20 protein-coding genes and 1 pseudogene are annotated in these 19,625 nt (G+C 59.5%); 7 read left to right on the top strand and 14 right to left on the bottom strand.

Going from position 1 to position 19,625, the window contains the following annotated elements:
* Positions 1 to 43: 43 nt before the first annotated feature.
* The 9 genes from metC to JUI81_RS31245 form a co-directional block, all read right to left on the bottom strand.
* Positions 44 to 2,803 (bottom strand): cystathionine beta-lyase, encoded by a 2,760-nt coding sequence (metC, locus tag JUI81_RS31205; protein ID WP_204125651.1) that lies wholly within the window; start codon positions 2,801 to 2,803, stop codon positions 44 to 46.
* Positions 2,800 to 3,396, bottom strand: coding sequence for a cysteine dioxygenase (locus JUI81_RS31210; RefSeq protein WP_204125652.1), 597 nt, complete (start codon positions 3,394 to 3,396; stop codon positions 2,800 to 2,802). The genes metC and JUI81_RS31210 overlap by 4 nt, the downstream gene beginning before the upstream one ends.
* Positions 3,397 to 3,413: 17 nt before the next feature.
* Complete coding sequence (locus JUI81_RS31215; protein ID WP_204125653.1) at positions 3,414 to 4,250, bottom strand: amino acid ABC transporter ATP-binding protein; 837 nt, start codon at positions 4,248 to 4,250, stop codon at positions 3,414 to 3,416.
* Positions 4,237 to 5,025 carry an amino acid ABC transporter permease gene (locus JUI81_RS31220; RefSeq protein WP_204125654.1) on the bottom strand — a complete coding sequence of 263 codons (789 nt, stop codon included), beginning with the start codon at positions 5,023 to 5,025 and terminating at the stop codon, positions 4,237 to 4,239. The genes JUI81_RS31215 and JUI81_RS31220 overlap by 14 nt, the downstream gene beginning before the upstream one ends.
* Positions 5,015 to 5,749, bottom strand: coding sequence for an amino acid ABC transporter permease (locus JUI81_RS31225; RefSeq protein ID WP_028940220.1), 735 nt, complete (start codon positions 5,747 to 5,749; stop codon positions 5,015 to 5,017). Before JUI81_RS31225 ends, JUI81_RS31220 begins: the two co-directional genes overlap by 11 nt.
* Positions 5,746 to 6,957 carry an aminotransferase class I/II-fold pyridoxal phosphate-dependent enzyme gene (locus JUI81_RS31230; RefSeq protein WP_204125655.1) on the bottom strand — a complete coding sequence of 404 codons (1,212 nt, stop codon included), beginning with the start codon at positions 6,955 to 6,957 and terminating at the stop codon, positions 5,746 to 5,748. Before JUI81_RS31230 ends, JUI81_RS31225 begins: the two co-directional genes overlap by 4 nt.
* Positions 6,954 to 8,378: an FAD-binding oxidoreductase gene (locus JUI81_RS31235; RefSeq protein WP_204125656.1), complete on the bottom strand. Its 1,425-nt coding sequence runs from the start codon at positions 8,376 to 8,378 to the stop codon at positions 6,954 to 6,956. Before JUI81_RS31235 ends, JUI81_RS31230 begins: the two co-directional genes overlap by 4 nt.
* Positions 8,375 to 9,226, bottom strand: coding sequence for a transporter substrate-binding domain-containing protein (locus JUI81_RS31240; protein ID WP_204125657.1), 852 nt, complete (start codon positions 9,224 to 9,226; stop codon positions 8,375 to 8,377). The genes JUI81_RS31235 and JUI81_RS31240 overlap by 4 nt, the downstream gene beginning before the upstream one ends.
* A 64-nt stretch (positions 9,227 to 9,290) precedes the next feature.
* Positions 9,291 to 10,133 (bottom strand): transporter substrate-binding domain-containing protein, encoded by an 843-nt coding sequence (locus tag JUI81_RS31245; protein ID WP_204125658.1) that lies wholly within the window; start codon positions 10,131 to 10,133, stop codon positions 9,291 to 9,293.
* Positions 10,134 to 10,373: 240 nt separating this feature from the next.
* Here JUI81_RS31245 and JUI81_RS31250 point away from each other — a divergent pair, with 240 nt between their 5' ends.
* From JUI81_RS31250 to JUI81_RS31260, 3 genes are all read left to right on the top strand, one after another.
* Positions 10,374 to 11,234 carry a LysR substrate-binding domain-containing protein gene (locus JUI81_RS31250; protein WP_204125659.1) on the top strand — a complete coding sequence of 287 codons (861 nt, stop codon included), beginning with the start codon at positions 10,374 to 10,376 and terminating at the stop codon, positions 11,232 to 11,234.
* A 118-nt stretch (positions 11,235 to 11,352) separates the two neighbouring features.
* Entirely contained in the window at positions 11,353 to 11,514 is a 162-nt protein-coding gene (locus JUI81_RS31255; RefSeq protein ID WP_019579464.1) for a hypothetical protein, read from the top strand.
* Positions 11,511 to 12,158, top strand: a complete 648-nt coding sequence (locus JUI81_RS31260) for a helix-turn-helix domain-containing protein (protein WP_019579465.1) — start codon at positions 11,511 to 11,513, stop codon at positions 12,156 to 12,158. Before JUI81_RS31255 ends, JUI81_RS31260 begins: the two co-directional genes overlap by 4 nt.
* Before the next feature lie 110 nt (positions 12,159 to 12,268).
* On the opposite strand, the gene JUI81_RS31950 is transcribed toward JUI81_RS31260, so the two are convergent.
* Positions 12,269 to 12,775, bottom strand: coding sequence for a hypothetical protein (locus tag JUI81_RS31950; protein ID WP_239077746.1), 507 nt, complete (start codon positions 12,773 to 12,775; stop codon positions 12,269 to 12,271).
* 335 nt (positions 12,776 to 13,110) lie between these two features.
* Between JUI81_RS31950 and JUI81_RS31275 the strand changes: the two are divergent.
* A pseudogene (locus JUI81_RS31275) lies at positions 13,111 to 13,251 on the top strand (AsnC family transcriptional regulator); the annotation flags it as partial.
* Positions 13,252 to 13,271: 20 nt separating this feature from the next.
* On the opposite strand, the gene JUI81_RS31280 reads toward JUI81_RS31275, so the two are convergent.
* Entirely contained in the window at positions 13,272 to 13,913 is a 642-nt protein-coding gene (locus tag JUI81_RS31280; RefSeq protein ID WP_028940215.1) for an FMN-dependent NADH-azoreductase, read from the bottom strand.
* Between the two features lie 105 nt (positions 13,914 to 14,018).
* On the opposite strand from JUI81_RS31280, the gene JUI81_RS31285 reads away from it, so the two are divergent.
* From JUI81_RS31285 to JUI81_RS31295, 3 genes are all read left to right on the top strand, one after another.
* Positions 14,019 to 14,873: a LysR substrate-binding domain-containing protein gene (locus tag JUI81_RS31285; protein ID WP_204125661.1), complete on the top strand. Its 855-nt coding sequence runs from the start codon at positions 14,019 to 14,021 to the stop codon at positions 14,871 to 14,873.
* 47 nt (positions 14,874 to 14,920) lie between these two features.
* Positions 14,921 to 15,346, top strand: a complete 426-nt coding sequence (locus tag JUI81_RS31290) for an N-acetyltransferase (RefSeq protein ID WP_204125662.1) — start codon at positions 14,921 to 14,923, stop codon at positions 15,344 to 15,346.
* A 307-nt stretch (positions 15,347 to 15,653) separates the two neighbouring features.
* A complete protein-coding gene (locus JUI81_RS31295; RefSeq protein ID WP_204125663.1) occupies positions 15,654 to 16,172 on the top strand; it encodes a cysteine hydrolase family protein in 519 nt (172 codons plus the stop codon).
* A gap of 122 nt (positions 16,173 to 16,294) precedes the next feature.
* On the opposite strand, the gene JUI81_RS31300 is transcribed toward JUI81_RS31295, so the two are convergent.
* The 3 genes from JUI81_RS31300 to JUI81_RS31310 all read right to left on the bottom strand — a co-directional run bounded on the left by JUI81_RS31300 (position 16,295) and on the right by JUI81_RS31310 (position 19,474).
* Complete coding sequence (locus JUI81_RS31300) at positions 16,295 to 18,154, bottom strand: ABC transporter ATP-binding protein (protein WP_204125664.1); 1,860 nt, start codon at positions 18,152 to 18,154, stop codon at positions 16,295 to 16,297.
* A gap of 442 nt (positions 18,155 to 18,596) precedes the next feature.
* A complete protein-coding gene (locus JUI81_RS31955) occupies positions 18,597 to 19,001 on the bottom strand; it encodes a hypothetical protein (protein WP_239077747.1) in 405 nt (134 codons plus the stop codon).
* Entirely contained in the window at positions 18,998 to 19,474 is a 477-nt protein-coding gene (locus tag JUI81_RS31310; RefSeq protein ID WP_204125665.1) for a hypothetical protein, read from the bottom strand. Before JUI81_RS31310 ends, JUI81_RS31955 begins: the two co-directional genes overlap by 4 nt.
* Positions 19,475 to 19,625 lie beyond the last annotated feature (151 nt).

Genomic DNA, 19,625 nt, shown 5'->3' on the forward strand with positions numbered 1-19,625 from the left:
CTGCTACAGATCGCGTTGCGACTGACCGGCATCAGCGCAAGTCCTAGTCCGCGATAGCGGTGAACCCGCGTTGCAAATCCTCGATCAACGCGTCGACATCTTCCAGGCCAATGTGCAACCGCAGCACCGGGTTCAATGCGCGATCTGCCGCACTATTGCGATCCTGGGTGTCGGCGACGGTGATCAGGCTTTCATAGCCGCCCCAGGACGCGCCCAGACCAAACACCTGCAACGCATCGATGAAGCGCTCTACGTACGTGGCGTCGGCATCGCGCAGTTCGAAGGACAGCAGTCCGTTACTGCCCGTGAAGTCCCGCCGCCACAGTACATGATGGGGATGATCGGCCAGCGCCGGATGGAACACCCGTTTCACCTGCGGTTGCGCTTGTAGCCAATGAGCGATTTCCAGGGCCTGGCGTTCGTGCACCTCCAGGCGTGGCGCCAGGGTTCGGGCGCCGCGCAGCACCAGCCAGGCGTCGTCGGGGCTGACGGCGATGCCAAAGGTGTCGCTCATGGACGCCAGCGGCTGCCAGACCTCTTGCCGGGTACAGACGCTGCCCATGACCACATCGCTGTGGCCACACAGATACTTGGTCAACGCCATGATCGAGATGTCCGCGCCCAGGGTCAGCGGCCGGTACAGGTAGCCCGAGCCCCAGGTGTTATCGACGGCCAACAGGATGCCCCGTGGTTTGCACAGTGCGGCGATGGCCGGCAGGTCGCAGAGTTCATACAGCAGCGAGCCGGGCACTTCGGTGTAGACCATTTTGGTGTTGGCTAGCAGTTGAGATTGCAGCCCGCTGCCGTCAGGCGCGAAGTAGCTGACCTGGACGCCGAACGGCCCAAGCAGTTCGCGGGCCAGACGTCGCACGGGCGCATACACCGCGTCGGTGATCAGCACATGATCGCCGGGCCGCAGGTAGGCCAGGAACGTCTGCGCCACCGCCGCCAGTCCGGTGCCGAACAGTCGGGTGCGGTAACCGCCCTCCAGTTCCGTCACCAGATCTTCCAAGGCAAAAGCCGTCGGATTGCCCCGGGCGCCATAGCTCAACACCCGCTCCCGGTCACGGCGAGCACGGGCATCGCGCATCTGCGCCAGGTTGTCGAACAGCACCGTGCTCAAACGAGTGACGGGCACGTTGACACCTCGACTGCCACTGCCCTTTTCGGTACGCGCCGCCTGCACCAGACGGGTACGCACCCGCGCATCACGAGTCGCTTGAGACGGCGCGCGCAGCGGTTTCAGGCTGGCGATTTCGTCTGCGCTCATTTGCGCCAACAGGCCGATTTCCCAGGCCAGATACTGACGCGCCGCGTCCTTGTTACCGGCGTGGCGATCATGGGTAAAGAACAGAAAATCGATGCACTGCTGATCCGGCGGCGTGTTGGCATCCTCTTGCAACGCAAAACCCGCCTCGCGCCAGGCGTCAACACCGCCGCTCAACAGCCGGGTTTGCGCACGTTGAACATCCGGCAATTCCAGCGCCGCGAAAGCGGCCAGTTGCGGGTCATCGGCCAGCAACACCAGAGCTCGCTGTTCACCGGCCACTTCACTTGCCAGCAACGAACGGATCGACCAGCGCGAACCGGCGATATGACCTTTGCGGAAGGTCATGCTCGGACGCAGGTCAATCAATGCTACCGCGTCATCCTTCAACTCATCGGCCAAGGCTTGTGCCGTGATGACCGGCAACGCTTCGTGTGCGGGCGTCTCATGCGTCGGCAACGCCAGACCGCTGCTCACCCCACCCTCCAGCACATAAGCTTCATGCCCCAACTGCCGCAGCCAACTGGCGACGATCGGCGCCCGTATACCATCGCTGTCGATCAGCACGAGCCGCGCCTGACGCACGCCGATGTACAGGTCGGTAGACTGAATCAACTGCCCACCCGGTGTGTGTTGCGCACCCGACAGACTGCCGGCGACAAACTCCTCGGCAGTGCGCACATCGCACAGAAACAAACTGCGTGCGGCGTCCCCTGCCCACTGCTCGACCTGCGCCGCCGCAACGGTTTTTACCCCGGCCCGCTCGGCCAGTTGTGCCGCGGCGAGGCGTTGTTGCGGCAAGGTCTTCGATGACACCTCATCGGCATAGCGGCGGGTGCTGCCATGTTCCAGCCGGAAATCTTCCAGGTACCAGCCCTGCGTACCGTTTTCCAAGGCGTAGACCGGGTTCTTCAACCCCAGATTGATCAGGGTCTGGGCGCCAATAATGCTGCGGGTTCGACCGGCACAATTGACCACGATCGGCGTGCTGTCGTCCGGCACCAGATCCTGTACGCGATAGCCCAGTTCGCCATTCGGGCAGCAGACAGAACCGGGGATGGTCATCTTGCGGTATTCGTCGAACGGCCGACCGTCCAGCACCACCAGCGGCTCGCCCCGGGCTTGCCATTCAGCCAACTGCCTGGCGGTGACATGCGGCGTATCACTGGCCTCTTCCACCAACTCGCCAAAGGCTTTGGACGGCACATGCACACCCGCGAACAGTTGCAGGCCTGCCGCCTTCCAGGCATCGGCACCGCCGTCGAGAATATGCACGCGGCTGTACCCCAGCGCCTGCAAACGCCGAGCAGAACGCATCGCGATGCCCCCGCCGTTCTGGTCATAGATCACCAGCCGCACCTGAGGATTCGGCGCCAGGCGTCGGACCTCCAGCTCCAGGCGACTGTAGGGCAGGTTCACCCCGTGAAACAGGTGGGCTTCGCCATATTGGCCATGCTCACGCACATCAAACAGGGCAATTTCCTGCCCGTCGAACAGCCATTGCTGCAGTTGCCCTGGGGTTACGGTCCGATTCATGCGTAGGCCTTGATCGACGGCGCCATTTGCGAGGCGTTGTAATTGAGAATGCGCCCGTCGGCCTCGACCCCGTAACGGCCGTTGAGCGACTCCAGCGGCAGACCGTACAGGTGGAAATGCAGGGTCGGCTGCTCGCCTTCGACACGGATGCCATGCAGGTCTTCACCGAGAAACGAGATCGACGTGCCGGGTTGCACGATCACTTCCTTTTCCAGGTGCAACGTGGTGAACCCAGGCTCGCGGCCCTCGTCATCACGGGTGTAGACGTAGTTGATTTCCTGGCCTTCGATGGCGCTGATGATCGCCCAGGTTTCATGGTTGTGCGGGATCGTACTTTTACCCGGCAGCAATGAGTTGAGGTACAACGTCGGCGTGTCGCCATCGTCGTTCAGACGGTAGCGAAACGCGGTGCTGCCCTGCCCCGGCACTGGCGCCGGGAACACGTCGAAATTGAACAGATCGCGGCGCTCGGCCAGGGTTTCGAGCAAGGCGACGATCTCCGTCAACGCGGCACGGTCGACGCCACGCTGATGGATGACGCGGATTTTCTTGAGGAAATCCTCGATGACGGCGGCACGGTTATCGGTACTCATGAACAGACTCCTCGGTATTAGACGGACAGGCTGTAGCGGCTCAGGTTACTCAACAGATACGGATCGTTGGCGACACGGGGACGGCGTCCCGGATCGCCCAGGGCGTGACGCAGAAACTCCTGGGTCCGTTCGCTGGTGGGGTGCTGGAAGATCTGCTCGGCACTGCCGCGTTCGACAATCACGCCATTTTCGGTGAAGTAGACGACGTCGCTGATCTCTTCGGCGAAGCGCATTTCGTGGGTCACCAGCACGCAGGTCATGCCCTCTTCGGTGAGTTCGCGAATCACCGTCAGCACCTCGCCAACGGTTTCCGGGTCGAGGGCCGAAGTCACCTCATCGAACAGAATCAGCTCCGGGCGCATGGCCAACGCCCGGGCAATCGCCACCCGCTGTTGCTGACCGCCGGAGAGTTGCCCTGGATAAGCATCGGCCTTGTGCTCCATGCGCACTTTGGCCAGCAAGGCGCGGGCGTCTTTCTCGGCCTCGGCGCGATTGCGCCCCAGCACTTTGCGCGGGGCGATCACCAGGTTCTCCAGCACCGACAAATGCGGGAACAGGTTGTACTGCTGGAACACAAACCCCACACGCTTGCGTAACTCGATGCGCTGGGTTTCCTGGGCCAGGGTGTGAACCTCGGTGGCGCCGACGCGGATGCTCCCGCGCTGGGGCTGCAACAGGCCGGTGATGCAGCGCAGGATCGTCGACTTGCCGGAGCCGGACGGGCCAATGATCGACACGGCCTGGCCGCGATGCACGTCGAGGTCTATGCCCTTGAGCACCGGGTTGCTGCCAAATGACAGGTGCAGGTCGCGCAGGCGGACCAAGGGCTCGGCGACGGTTTCAGTAGAAGGCATAACGTCGCTCCAGGCGTTGGGTGAGTCGGGAAATCGGGTAGCAGTAAGCAAAGAACAGCACCAGCAAGCTCAGGTAAATCACCACGGTGAAGCCGGTGAGGTTCACCGTGTTGCTGGCGATTTGCGCGGTGTCGATCACGTCATGCACGCCCACCAAAGACGCCAGTGCGGTGCCCATGGTGATCACCGCGTAGAGGTTCATCCACGGCGGCAACATGCGCTTGAAGCACTGCGGCAGGATGATCGAGCGGAAAATCTGCCCGCGAGTGAAGGCCAGGGAACGCGCCGCTTCCCACTGGGTACTGGGGATCGAGGCGACGGCACCACGGAAGATCTCCGCAACATTGGCGCTCGCCGGCAACGCCAGGCCAATCGTGACCTTGACCCAGTCCGGGAACGAAACATAAGTGCCGCCGATGTGGATCTCGAACGGGAACACATAGGTGGTGAAATAGATCAGCACCAGCCACGGCGCGTTGCGAAAAATCTGCACCCAGATCCGCGCCGGCAAGCGCAGCAGCCACAACGGCGACAACGTCAGGGCACCGACCAACAACCCCAGCAACGAGCCCAGCCCGATCGCCACCAGACTGATCAGAATGTTCTGGCCAAACCCGACGACCAAGGCCGGCGACCATTGCAGCAAAGCCTTGAGTACCGGGCTGTGCGGCGCGAAATACACCAGCCAGAGCACGGCCCCCGCCAACAGCAGCAACTTGCCGACATGCCGACGCGGCCAGGCCAGCGGCGCGGTGACGGACGATTCAATGGCCATAACCGGGCATCCTCAGGCGCGCTTCGAGCAGGCGTCCCACACAATTGACGGTAAAACTCAGCAGGCCGAAAAACGTCAGGATCAGAATCATCAGCTCCAACACGTTATCGCTCTGGGTCCAGATCATGATCGCCGCGTAGGTGATGTCGCCGACGGCAATGGCCGAGGCGACAGCGGTCATTTTTACCAGGTCGATCAGGTTGTTGATCAGCGACGGCAAGGCGAAGCGCAAGGCCAGCGGCAGTTGCACATTCCACAACAACTGGCGGCTGCTGAACGCCAGCGAACTGGCCGCCTCCATTGTCACCGCCGGCACGGCTTCGATGCCGGCGCGCAAGGCTTCGGCATGGAACGCGCCTTTGTGCAGCGAAATCACGATCACCACCCAGGCGAACGGCGTCAGCGGGTTGGCCGCGCCGACGGCCTGGGTCAGCAGCATATTCAGCACCAGAAATGCGCAATACAGCTGCACCAGCGTCGGCGTGTTGCGGGTGACTTCGACAAACACCCGCGCAGGTTTTGCCAGCCAGGGTTTACCCGAGGTCAACATCGCCGCCAAACCGACCCCTGCCAGCAGGCTGCCGACGATGGTGAACAGGCACAGCAGCACCGTGGTCAGCGCGCCCTGCTCCAGGGTTCCGCGCTGATAAGCGTCCAGCACAAAGCCGTAGTTCAGGCCGAATCCGGCGGCCCAGTGGACGAATAGCTCCAACAAATGACTCATGGTTCGCCCCGCAATTGCCTGCAGGCTTGAGCGATGCGTCGTCCTGCCTCGGCTACGGTTTCAGTTGCAGTAGCGATGGACAAGCGAAACCACGGTGACAAGCCATAAGCGCTGCCCGCCACGCCGGCCACGCCCTCTTCCAGCAAATACGCGACGACGTCGGCATCGCTTTGCAGACGTTGACCGTCCGGGCGATAGCGCCCCAACAACCCGACACAGCGTACAAATACGAAGAAACCACCTTGAGGTTCAAGCACTTCAAGACCATCCACTTCGCGTAAGGCGCTGACCAGTGCATCCCGGCGTTGTTGATAGGCCGCGACCTGTTCTGGCAAGAAACCCAGTCCGCCCTCGAAGGCGGCCAACGCGGCGGCTTGTCCGACCGAGGAGGCGCCCGAGGTGGATTGCGACTGCACGACGGTCATAGCATGGGTCAGCGCTTGCGGCCCGGCGCCGAAACCGATGCGCCAACCGGTCATGGCGTAAGTCTTGGACACGCCGCCTACCAGCAGGCAGCGCGGCTGCAAATCCGCTGCGACGTTGAGCAGACTCTGGGCCGGTCGACCGTCGAAGCGGATATGTTCGTAGAGTTCATCCAGCAGAATCAGCACTTGGGGGTGACGCCGCAGCACCTCGGCCAAGGCGCGCAGCTCGGCCACGCTGTACACCGCGCCGCTGGGGTTGCCGGGGCCGTTGAGGATCAGCCAGCGAGTCCGTTCGCCAATCCGTTGCTCCAATTGTTCGGCCGTCAGCTTGCAGCCTTGCTCCAATCCACATCCTATAAACACCGGCTCGCCGCCGTTGAAGCGCACGCTGTCCGGGAACGATGGCCAGTACGGCGTTGGCACCAGCACCTGATCGCCGTCGTCGAGGGTGGCGGCAAAGGCATTGAAGATGATCTGTTTGGCACCGTTGGAAATCACGATGGATTCCAGCGGGTAATCCAAATGATTTTCCCGCAGGAGTTTGCGTTGCACAGCGACGCGCAAGGCCTTCACGCCCGGTGTCGGCGTGTACTTGGTGGTACCGGCGGCGATGGAGGCATAAGCAGCCTGCTTGATGTGGTCCGGGGTGTCGAAATCCGGCTCGCCAGTGGTCAGGTCAAGAATGTCGCGACCGGCATCACGCAGGGCCGTGGCTTGGGATTTGGCGGCGGCATTGGCCGACAGCGAGACGCGCTGCACGCGTTTGGACAGGCGAACACTCATGACTCGACTGCCTCCAATACTTTGCCCGGGTTGAGCAGGTTTTTCGGGTCCAGCGCCCGCTTGATCCGGCGCATCAGCTCGAGTTCCACCGGGCTTTTGTAGCGTCCGAGCATGTCCCGTTTGCGCTGGCCGACACCGTGCTCGGCGCTGATGGAGCCGCCGTAAGCGTGGGCGCTGTCGTGCACCAGTTGGCTGAGTGCTGCGTAATGGGCCATGTGCGCCTCGACCGTTGAGTTGTGCGGATGGGCGACGTTGTAATGCAGGTTACCGTCGCCCAGATGGCCGAAGGTGTAGTGCCGCACACCGGGGAAATGGCGCTGCAATAGCGCATCGGTATGGGCGACAAATGCCACGACCTGGGAAATCGGCACCGAGATGTCGTGCTTCATGTTGCGACCGGCACGCTTCTGCGCCTCGCTCATGTTCTCGCGCAACAGCCATAACGCCTGACTCTGGGCGAGGCTTTCAGCGATCAGCGCATCGGCCAGCAGGTTCTGTTCGAACGCTTCGCCCAGCACCTGTTCAAACGTCTCGCGGGCATGGCCCTCGCTGTGGTTATCGGACAATTCCAGCAGTGCGAACCAGGGCTGAGAGGCGCCGAGAAAGGGTTGTGGGCCTTCGGGAAATTGCTCGCGCAGCAACGCAAGGCACCCGGCACTCAACAGTTCGAACGCGGTCAGGCTGGCACCGAAACCGGCGCGGGCATGGGACAGGAACGTCACCGTCTGGGCCAGCGAGTCGAAGGCCAGCAGCGCCGTGGCCCGAGCCTTGGGCAATGGGAACAGTTTCAGGGTGGCGGCGGTGATAATGCCGAGGGTGCCTTCGCTACCGATGAACAGGTCGCGCAAGTCGTAGCCCGTGTTGTCCTTGCGCAAACCGCGCAGGCCATTCCAGATTTCGCCCTGAGCAGTGACCACTTCCAGACCCAGGGTCAATTCACGGGTGTTGCCATAGCGCAACACCGCCGTGCCACCGGCATTGGTGCCCAGATTGCCGCCAATAGTGCAGCTGCCTTCAGCGCCCAGGCTCAGGGGAAACAGACGCCCGGCATCACGGGCGACGTCTTGAATGGTTTGCAGAATGCAGCCCGCCTCGACGGTCAGGGTGTCGTTGTCGGTGTCCACCGCCCGCACGCGATTCATCCGGTCGAGCAGCAACAACACCGCGCGGCCATTGGCGTCCGGGGTCGCGCCGCCCATCAGCCCGGTGTTGCCGCCCTGCACCACCACCGGCGTATCGCAGGCCACGCACGCACGAACCACCGCCGCGACTTCTTCCGTACTGGCCGGGTGCACAGCAGCAATCACCTGCCCCACATAACGGCCCTGTTTGTCGGTCAGGTATGGCGCGGCTTCTTCGCTGCTCTGCACATGCCGGGCGCCGAGCAGTTGCTGCAAGGCCACGAACAAGGGTCGACTCATGACCGCACTGCCAGCGGTGCCGCGTTGCGGTATTGCTCGTGCAGGTCACGCAGGGCTTGCGACGGCGCCATGCCGGTGCGCTCGCCCAATTCGATCAGCCAGCCGCTGCGGTGCCAGTCGCGCACAATGGCATCCAGTTTCGCCTGGGTATCGTGCTCACCCTTACGCACCCAGATCACCGAGTTCGACGGGATCAAATCACCCGGCAGCGGGATTTCATAGCCGGCCCACTCGGCATCGCTCAATAAGGTATGCATGGTCGGGCTGACATGCACCGCCGCCACGCAGCCATTGCCACGCAGCGACAACAGCGATTCGGACTGGCTGCGGAACGCCTTGATTTGCGCGCCGTAGTTTTCCTGCAATGGCTTGATGAAGTTGCTGCCCTGGGACACGCACACCGGCTTGTCCTTCAGGTCGCTCCACTGGGTGATACCCGCGCCCTTGCGAATCAACGCCGCGCCGCCGACTTCTTCATAGGGCGTGGGCACGTAATCGAGAATCTCGGCGCGCTCTTCGGTGAACTGCATGTTGGCGATCAGGATGTCGACCTTGCCCTGTTGCAGGAACTGCACCCGGTTGGGCGCCAGCACCGAGACCGTTTGCGCCTCGACGCCCAGCGCCTTGGCGATGCCCTTGGCCAGTTCGACGTTGTACCCCAGGTGCTCGCCGGTCTTGGGGTCGAGGGTGCCGAACGGCGAACCACTGAGCATCACCCCGACGCTGATCGCGTGGCGTTGTTCGATCTTGTCCAGTGTGGCGTCGGCCTGAGCGAGGCTGGCGCCGAGCGCTGCACATCCAGCCAGGAACAACGTGGCCAGGCTTCTAGCAGAAAAATATCGGTTCATGCACGACTTCCTTGAATGACCGCCGAGCCAGCCGACGGTCTAGTGAAACGATGAAGTGAACCGCTCAGGCGCCGTTGGCCTGGAACTGTTTCTGCAACTCCACCAAGGCCGGTGACGCGGGGGTGATGCGGTTGCGAGTCTGGGCGTCGATCAGCCAGCCGCTGCGGTGCAGTTCCTTGACGATGGGGTCGAGCCGGGCCTGGGTGTCGCGTTCGCCAGGTCGGGTCCAGATCACCGAAGGGGCCGGGTTGAGTTCCGGACTCAGCGCGCGATAGCCCTGCCATTCGGCGTTGTCGGCAATCAGCGGATTGATCAGCGTGGCGTCATGCACTGCCGCGACGCAGTTGTTGCCACGCAGTGCGAGCAAGGATTCCGACGAGCTCTTGAACGCCTTGATCTCCACACCCAGCTCGGTGAGCGGCTTGATGTAGCTGCTGCCCTGGGAGGTGCAGACGGGCTGGCCCTTGAGGTCTTCCCAACGGCTGATCTTGCTGTCCTTGAGCAGCGCCGCGGTACCGCCGACACGGTAGAAAGGCGTTGGCACAAAACCGAGAATCTCACCGCGCTCGGCGGTCCATTCCATGTTGGCGATCAACAAATCCACTTTGCCCTGCTGCAAAAACTGCACGCGGTTGGCGGGCAATACCGGCACCAATTGCACCTCGGCGCCCAACTGCCGACCCAGTTCCTGAGCGAGGTCGACATTCAAGCCCCGTGGTTTCTGAGTACCCGGATCGATACTGCCGAAGGGGCCGCCGGACAGTACGACCCCCACCGTCAGCACATGCCGTTGCTGGATCTTGTCCAGCGTGGCATCAGCCTGAGCCCCGGCACTGGTAGCCAATGAGATCAAGGCGCCCAGCATCACAGGCAACCATCGTTTTACAGGTGAGCGCTCAAGCAACATGGATTTCCCCTCATGGATGATCGGCGTTCCCCGACCTGATGAGGCGGCATCCTAGGTACAGTCCTGAAGTAACGGAAATTCAAATATCTAATATCGTTATAACTTGCCGTATTGCTGCTAAGCGAAAATCCTCACAACGCCCGTATTTACCGCATTAGCACTAAAATATCGCCAAAAACACATAAACAAATGTAATGTTTATGTTTGCAGCCCTGATATAAAAACAGCCCGGAAATGGCCATGGCGACTTCACCTACCCTCGATCTCGAATTACTGCGCACCTTCATTGCCGTGGTCGATCACCACAGTTTTGCCGAGGCCGGCGCGCAACTGGCCCGCACACAATCGTCGGTCACCCAGCACATGCAACGCCTGGAACAACAAGTGGGGGTGAACCTGTTCGAGAAGCGCGGGCGTCAGAAGCAACTGACCGAAGCCGGCTTGCAGTTGTTGCGTCATGCGCGGCAGATGCTCTCGCTCAACGACGATGCGCTGAATTCCCTGCGCGAAAGCAACTTGAGCGGTGTGCTGCGGATCGGCTCGCCGCATGACATCGCCGACACCATCCTGCCGCCGATCCTCAGCCACATCGCCCGCTCGGCCCCGCGCTTGCGCCTGGAGATCGATGTCGGCCGCAGCCCGTTTCTGATGGATGACCTGCACCGGGGCAAGGTCGACATGGTGATCTCCACCCGCGAAGACCCGACACTCGAAGGCTTCGCCTTGCGTACCTCGCCGGTGTGGTGGATTTGTTCAGCTCAGTACATCCATACGCCGGGCGAACCCTTGCCGCTGATTCTGGTGGATGAACCGAGCATCTATCGTCGCTACGCCCTGGAGGCGCTGGAGCGCGCCAACATTCCATGGCGCCAGGCGTACCTGGCGTCGAACCTGATCGGCATCAAGGCCGCGACGCGTGCCGGGCTGGGTGTCACGCCCAGAAGCATGGAAATGCTCGGCCCCGATATGCGCGTGCTCGGCGAAAACGATGGCCTGCCACGGCTGCCGGACGTGACCTACCACTTGTGGATTCGGCCCAACACCGTGAACCCGTTGGTGCGTCGGGCCTATGAGTTGATCAGGAACAGTCGGGGGCTTTGACGCGGCCACTCATAAGAACCAAAGAGCATTAATAAATACAAATTCAGTATTTATCGTTATAAAAATATCCGCGTACTCTCAGCTCATCCCGTCATTCATCACCACAGTGAAGTGCCCCATGAATCCGACTGACAACCTCATCGACTTCGCCACCTACCGCAAACGCAAACAGGCTCAGCAACGGGCACGGGCCATGTGGGAAATGTACGCACGCAACGCCGCTCTACAGGCCTTTCAGTGGATCCAGGCCGCCCAGTCGACCGAGACCCGTCACGCATGAACGCGCAGCAACCCTCGCGCTTTCTGGTGAGCGCAGGCGAACCCGTGACGGACTTGAGTAACCTCGAACAACTGGAAGAAGACCCGATCTGCGAGCGGGTCGCGCAGAACCTGCAACGGCTGCGGGGCAAGCGTCATCTGTCCCTCGACGCCCTGGCCCGGCAATGCGGCGTGAGTCGGGCCATGCTGGCGCAGATCGAATCCGGACGCAGCGTGCCGTCGATCAAAGTGCTGTGCAAAATTGCCAAAGGCCTTAAGGTTTCGGTGGCGGCGTTTCTCGAGCATCGGGCTTTCGAAGGTGTGGCGGTGCTGTCGGCGAACCAGAGCAAACGCCTGGTCAGCGCCAATGGCGCCTTCGTCAGCCGCGCACTGTTTCCGTTCGACGTGGCACGCCAATCGGAATTCTACGAACTGCGTTTGAGCCCGTTGGGCGAAGACCACTCCGAGGGGCATGGCCCCGGTGTGCAGGAAAACCTGGTGGTGTCACAGGGCGTATTGGAAATCAGCGTCAACGATGAACGCTACCTGCTGTCCACCGGCGACTCGATCCTGTTCTACGCCGACCAGCCCCACCGCTATCGCAACCCCGCCGACAGTGAGGCTGTGGCTTATCTGGTGGTGACCTATCCAGAACGCCTGGACTGAATTCCATCGCGCCGAACCGAGATCCCTTGTGGGATCTGTGGTGTCGCCAGAATGAAAAAGCCCCCGCAACCATCAGGTCGCGGGGGCTTTTAAATGTCTGCTGCCAAGGATCAGCAGGTGCAGCACATCATTGGCATGCCGTTGCAGCTCATCATCATCGGCATGCTGCAATCGTTCATCATTTTCATCATCAGGGCGCAGCAGCTTTTCATCATGTCCATGTTCATGCCAGCCATCGGCATGATTTTGCACATCATGCCGTCGGCCATCATGGTGCATTCCATCATGCCCTTCATCGACGGCATCGGCATGCCCATCATTGGCATCATCATGTTCATCATTGGCATGGCCATGCTCGCCTGAGACATGCACATCATGCTCATGTTGCCGCAATGCATCATCATCGGCATGCCGCAGTTCATCATCATCTGCATCATTTCAGCGCTGTTCTTGAACATCGCCATATCCATGCCAGCAGCCGGCATCATTTTGCACATCATGCCGTCGTCCATCATTTCGCAGCTCATGGTCGCCATCATCATCGGCATGCCCATCATTGGCATCATCGACATGTTGGTGTTCATCATCGGCATTGGCATCTGCATGGCGTTCATCATGGTGTAACTCCCTAAGCGATTCGATAGTTGGACGAAGCTGATGGGGGCGGATTCTAAGGACTGGCGAAGGGACGACAAGATGATGGCCGAGCAGCAGAAATTGATGTTGAAACCGCTTTAGTGCCGTGGCGGGGACGCCGTTGTCTGCTGTAGCGCCCCTATCGATTTCATCGCATACAGAATCAAAGCGAGGACGTGGTTTTATCGGTTATGGATATTCGACCCAGCGCTATATAAAGAACCGAAAGAAATAATCGATCTAAACAGCGCAGAGTTTTTTACCCGTGCCAGGAGCTAGCAAGGCTTGTGCATTCGCAACCAGGCCTGCTGGCGCTGTTGCGGTCAGGAGCATGCAGCAGTACACCGACCTGACCCGCGAGCTGTTCTTTGAGAACAATAACGTCAAACGCTTCAAAACCCTTGTTTCGATGAGCACCGTGAAGCTGGGTTTGAATATCCCGTTGGGCGTTGAATAACCTACGGTGCAGTGGAAGCGTCAACGACCAAGACTATCCGCCAATCCTCTGGCCTGTTGAGTCGCGACCTCACGCGCGCCGAGGTCAACGTCTTCCCCCAGGATAGTTTTCTCTACAGTCACCGAGTGCACATCCGTCACGCCGATAAATTTCAGCCAGGCTTCCACGTAGGGCTTCTGGAAGTCGAAGCGTTCTGCCGGGGTGATCGATTGCGCCGAAAAATCCAGGCCGCGGGCATACATCACCACAGCGGTCTTGTTGTGCAGCATGCCTTCCAGACCGCGCTCCGGATCGAAGCTGAACAGGATGTCTTTCTGCGACACCAGGTCGATGAAGTGCTTGAGTTTGTACGGGATGCTGAAATTCCACAGTGGCACGGACATCACCAGCACATCCGCGCTGTGCAGGTGCGCGGCCAGATCTTTTAAGGTGTTCCAAGCGTCTTGTTGTACCGGGGTCAAGGGCGTGCCATTGAGTCCGGCGTATTTGGCCTCCATGGCCTGATCATTGAACTCCGGCAACGCCATGTTCCAAAGGTCGAGGGTGATGATTTCGGTGTCCGGGGTGTTTTCCTGATAGCGCGCAATGAAGCTGCGGGCGACTTCAAGGGAGGCCGAGCGCTGTTTGCGCGGGGAACATTCGATATGCAGAAGAGTAGTCATGGCACGCCTCGGGTAATGGGAGATGGGGGGGCGGCAAACATTGCAACATAGTTTCATTTGGAATATAAATCGTAAATAAATAGCCAATTAATCACATATCAAACTATGTTCGATGTTCTGCTACTCAAGACATTTGTCACGGTCGTCGATGAAGAAGGCTTCAGCCGTGCAGCCGAGAAACTGCACCTGACCCAGTCCGCGGTCAGTGGGCACGTGCGGCGACTGGAAGAACAGATTGGTAAACCCCTGTTGAGGCGTACCACCCGTTCCCAACAACTGACGCCCGATGGCGAACGCCTGGTGGCTTATGCACGCACCATCCTCGCGCTGAACCGTGATGCCTGGGCAGAACTGACACGCACGCCGTTTCACGGGCGACTACGGATCGGGGTATCCGAAGATTTTGTCGAATCGCGATTAATGCGGACTTTTCAGGATTTCGCGGCGCAGTACCCGGGGATGGAGATCGACGTGCAGGTGGGCATTCCGGGCACGTTGCTGGCCTCGATGAAACAAGGGCATCTGGAACTGGTCATCGGCTCTCTGTGCGAAACCAGCGACACGGGGCTGCTGCTATGGCAAGAACCGCTGGTGTGGGCCTGGTCGGCGCAGCCCGTCACCGAGTTACCGACGCCGTTGCCGCTGGCCCTGTTCCCCGAGCCGTGCCCTTATCGCGAGGTGGCCCTGACACAACTGGCTCGGGCGGGGATCGCCCAACGAACGGCGATGTTGTGCAGCAGCACGGCCGGATTGCGAGCCGCGGCGCTTGCTGGTTTCGCGGTAGCGCCCATGCCAGTCAGCCAGTTGGGGCAAGGACTGGCGGTTCTTGGGGCGGAACAAGGATTGCCGGATTTGCCGGATGCGCAGTTTCGCTTGTTCAGCGCTCCTGAAGCGGATCAGGCGATTGTGGCAGCGGTCACTCAACTCATTGTGGAGTATTGCTCTACGCGCAGGACTTAAGAATCATACCTTGTTGACCCCGTTACTCACTGCTCAGGGAGAGCGCCATGTCTGTAGAAATCCAGCTTTCGGAAAATGCGACTGAAGCAGAGCGACTAGGAATTTTGACCCCATTGCTGGCCCATAACCTGGCCAACGGTGGGGACGACGCCTATGAAGCTTTTGCTCTGTTGCTACGAGACGCTGACAGTAACGAAGTTATTGGTGGGCTGTACGGCAAGATCTCTTATCGATGGCTGCTCATCGATCTTGTCAGCGTTCCCGAGTCAATGCGCGGTCAGGGTATCGGAGAACGGCTAATGCGCATGGCTGAAGAAGTCGCGCAGAAAAAACACTGCATTGGTATCTGGCTGGAAACCTTCAGCTTTCAGGCTCCCGGTTTCTATCGAAAACTGGGTTACTCCGAATTCGGACGCCTGGCAGACTATCCACCAGGACATACCCGGCTCTATTACCAGAAGTCGTTGTGCTGACCGCGTTTTCGATCCAGGGCCGATAGCTGCGCTTCGTAGCGGACGGCTATCGGCCAAAAGCGAACCTTAACGATCGTGAATCAGTCCTCACCTTCATGCGCTCATTTGCCAACCCGGTGCCGTGCAGCTACTGTCAGCTTTATGAATCAGCCACGAATTGCCTTGACCACGACTACCACGACCGCCAGAGGCGGGTCGTGAGAGGTGTCGTGAGCCAATAACATACGAACTTCAAAGGCCCGCCAGCGATGGACAGGGCCTTTTCTTTTGCCCTTGTGTCGCTGGTCCAAACGCAAGGAAAAGCACTATGTATGCACTCTTGATTCTCGATATGCAGGTTGGGTTGTTTCATGGTCCGGATAAACCGTGGGCTGGCGAAGCGCTGCTAGACACGTTGAATAACCTGTTGAGTAAAGCCCGGCGTGCAGGTGCGCCAATTTTTCTCGCACGCCATATTGGTCCACCTGGTTCGCCTATCGAGCCTGGAAGTCCGTTGACGCAACTGGTGGAGGAACTGGAGCTACAGGGCGACGAAGTGATCTTCGAGAAAAGCCGACCCAACGCCTTCACCAAGACTGCTCTGGCCGATCAGCTACGAGCTTGTGGCGCTCAGGGCGTGGTCATTACCGGAATGAAGACCCAATACTGTGTCGACAGCACCTGCCGCGCTGCACGGGATTTTGGATTCGATGCAGTGCTGATCGCCGATGGCCACACCTGCAACAGCACCCCTGCGCTGAAGGCTGAAGAGATTGTCGCTCATCACAATGCGACTCTGGCGGGACCATTCTGTCGCGTCGTATATGCTGAGGACTGGTGTTTCTAACCGCCATCGACAGACCGGTCCGAGTCAGGGCCGATCTGCCTACTTTGGGTCGACAGCAACCTTTGCCGAGTGGCAATGGTCGTGGCCCGCCCCTATCGCCCCCTGCTGCGCCCTCTTCACGCTCACACCTGATCCATAGCCTCGACCACTTCCCGATCCTCACCCAGAAACCCGCCGCTTTGATGCTGCCACAGCCGCGCATAAATCCCGTTCTTCCCGAGCAATTCGGTGTGGGTGCCCTGTTCGATGATGCGTCCGTTGTCCATGACGATGAGCCGGTCCATGGCCGCAATGGTGGACAGTCGATGGGCGATGGCGATCACAGTCTTGCCCTGCATCATTTCATCGAGGCTTTCCTGTATGGCGACTTCGACTTCCGAGTCCAGCGCGCTGGTGGCCTCGTCAAGAAGCAGTATCGGGGCATTCTTGAGCATCACCCGGGCGATCGCGACGCGTTGGCGTTGGCCGCCCGACAGCTTGATGCCGCGCTCACCCACAAGGGTGTCGTAACCGGTATGGCCTTGCCGGTCGCTCAGTTGGCTGATGAACTCATCAGCCTGGGCATTGGCCGCGGCGCTGCGGATTTGCGCGTCGGTCGCATCGGGGCGGCCATAGGCGATGTTGTCACGAATGGAACGGTGCAGCAGGGAGGTATCCTGCGTGACCATACCGATGGAGCCGCGCAGGCTGTCCTGCGTCACTTTTGCGATGTTCTGGCCGTCGATGCGAATCTCCCCGCTGTCGACGTCATAAAAGCGCAGCAGCAAGTTGATAAGCGTGGATTTGCCGGCGCCAGAGCGGCCAACCAGACCGATCTTTTCGCCCGGACGGATGTGCAGGCTCAGGCCATCGAGCACCTGACGTTCGCCATTGTAGTTGAAGCTCACCTTATCGAAGGTGACCGCGCCGCCGGAGGTCACGAGCACGCCCGCGTCCGGCGCATCCTGCACCTTTGGGCCCCGGGTAAAGGTTGCCATGCCATCCTGCACGGTGCCGATGCTCTCGAACAGCGAGGTCATTTGCCACATGATCCAGTGCGACATGCCGTTGATACGCAACGCCATGGCGGTGATTGCCGCCACGGCTCCTGCGCCGACCTCACCCTGGTGCCATAGCCACAGGGCATACCCCCCTGCTGCCATGATCAACGCCACCACCAATGCCTGGTTGACGATCTCGAACTGGCTTACCAGGCGCATCTGACGAAAGCCGGTTTGTTTGAAATCCTCCATCGCTGCACGCGCGAAATGCGCTTCCCGATTGGAGTGAGAGAACAGCTTCACCGTCGTGATGTTCGTGTAGGCGTCTGAGATACGCCCGGTCATCATCGACCGCGCATTGGCCTGTTCCTGCCCGACTTTCCCCAGGCGGGGCACGAAGTACCACATGGCCAGCCCAAACAACACGACCCAGGCAATGAAAGGCAGCATCAGTTTCAGGGCGAAGCCGCCGGCCAGTGCGATGATCGCGATGAAATACACCCCGATCCCGGGCGCGATCTCGATAAGGGTGAATAGCATGTCGCGCACCGCCAGCGCAGTCTGCATCACCTTGGTCGTGACCCGGCCGGAAAACTCATCGGAAAAAAACGAAAGGCTTTGCCGCAGCATCAAGCGATGGAAGTCCCAGCGCAGCCGCAACGGCAAGTTAATCGCCAATATCTGATGCTGCACCATGGTGCGCAACGCCACCAGCCCGACACTGGCCACCATGATGATGCCCATGCCCCACAACACGCGACTTTCCTGCGCAGCCGCTTCACCGCCTGCCTGCCAGGTCGAGAGCAGGTCCACGACTTGCCCGAGGAAGGAAAATAGCCAGGCTTCGTAAATCGACACACCGGCACTGAGCAGCGCAAACACCAGAATGTAACCGCGGGCACCCCGCGTACAGGCCCACAGGAAGCGAGCCAGGCCGTCGGGTGGCGGTGGTACCTCGTCAGGAGGAAAAGGGTCGAGCCTTCGTTCAAACGCACGAAGCATGGTGTTCTCCAAAACGATCAAGTTGAGGAGATTCTGCCATTGAACGGTTGCTTTGAGGGGGTTGCGAAGTTAGAGGTATGGCGCTTAGGCAGGTCGCTCTGAGGATTGGGCTGCCGGGGGCGGCCTCTTATACGCTGCCAGAAACCCGGTCGGCAGCGATAAATGCGCCGGTATCGAAGGGGGCTGGCCAAGAACGGACGTTCATCCAAGGACCGCTTTCGGCCGAGGCTGTGTAAAAACGGTTTAGAGCAGGTTTGACAGTCAGAACCAGAACGAAAAGCGCGTTCCTACGCAAATTTCAGGTCCACTGACCCACCAACCATTGGCAGATTTTACGTAGCGACGCAGACTTCAAAACCGTGTCTGCGTTTTTACACAGCCTGGGTCGACTCCTGCCTTCCGCGAGAGCCAGGAATCCACAACCCGAAGCGGACTTTCAAGTTTAGTCATCGTGAATTGGTTTTATGAGCAACAGTTCGTAGGTCAAATCTGCTTCATAAAATGTGGTGCACCACTCTTGAAAGCCCGACCGGGGCTCGCACAATAGACGGACGATGAGTCCAGACTCCGTACTAAAAGTTTCTTTGACGACTGCGATATCTCCAGGCGCCGCATCACGAGCATTTATCCAATCAACATACACCGCCTTCGTAGAATCGACGTGGGTTAGTTTTATGAAGTCGCCTTTGGAAAGTGTCATAACTGTCTTTAATGCCTCATACCGGTCAGGTAAAAACCTGCTTCTGGCCGATTTCTGCCCGCCGCGGAGGGCTGAAAACGACCCAAAACGGACGGTGGCGACAGGCAGCAATTGGCAGATTTCAGTCAGCCCTATCAGCTTGCTCAAGCTCTTGCACCAGTGTCGTAAAAATGTTGGCCGCAATATGCTCGCCCTTTGAGTGCGTGTAGCTTGCAGTTCTTAGCTAGACAAAAAGACGCATCTAATCCGCCGTGATTCTCAACCATACGCTCTATTATCAAGGATTTTATATCGACCGACTCCCAGCCCTTTGGCGAACTCAACTTCAACGCATACAGGGTTTGGTATTTATCCCATTCATCCGTTCGCCAAAACTGACCACAATCAAGGCACTGCAATAGTTTGATCCATTGGCCTATCTCAAGGCAGCGTAAACCAGCGACAAACTCCGCATAGTGATGACCAATCTCTACGAGGTCGCCCCGACTGCCACAACTACATTGCATTGCTTCACTCCTAATACTGAGCTTTTCACCAGACTCGATCGTCCGTTCCTGGCCGGATTCAACCTGACGACGAAACAGATTTGCTAAATCGTTCAGCGGCGCATTTTCAAGCATTCAAAATGATGCAAAAAAGCAGCTTGATATCGGTAGTCTCGTTCTGGAGTTCGTGTTCCTTTTGCGACAGTCTCATGGAGACTTTGGCCCAGCTATACGCCTCTGATGAAGAAAGCGCTGAAGTGTCAGTGGTGCCTTGGTGCATGTCGGA

It is taken from the genome of Pseudomonas sp. 008, assembly GCF_016861935.1.
Taxonomy (GTDB): domain Bacteria; phylum Pseudomonadota; class Gammaproteobacteria; order Pseudomonadales; family Pseudomonadaceae; genus Aquipseudomonas.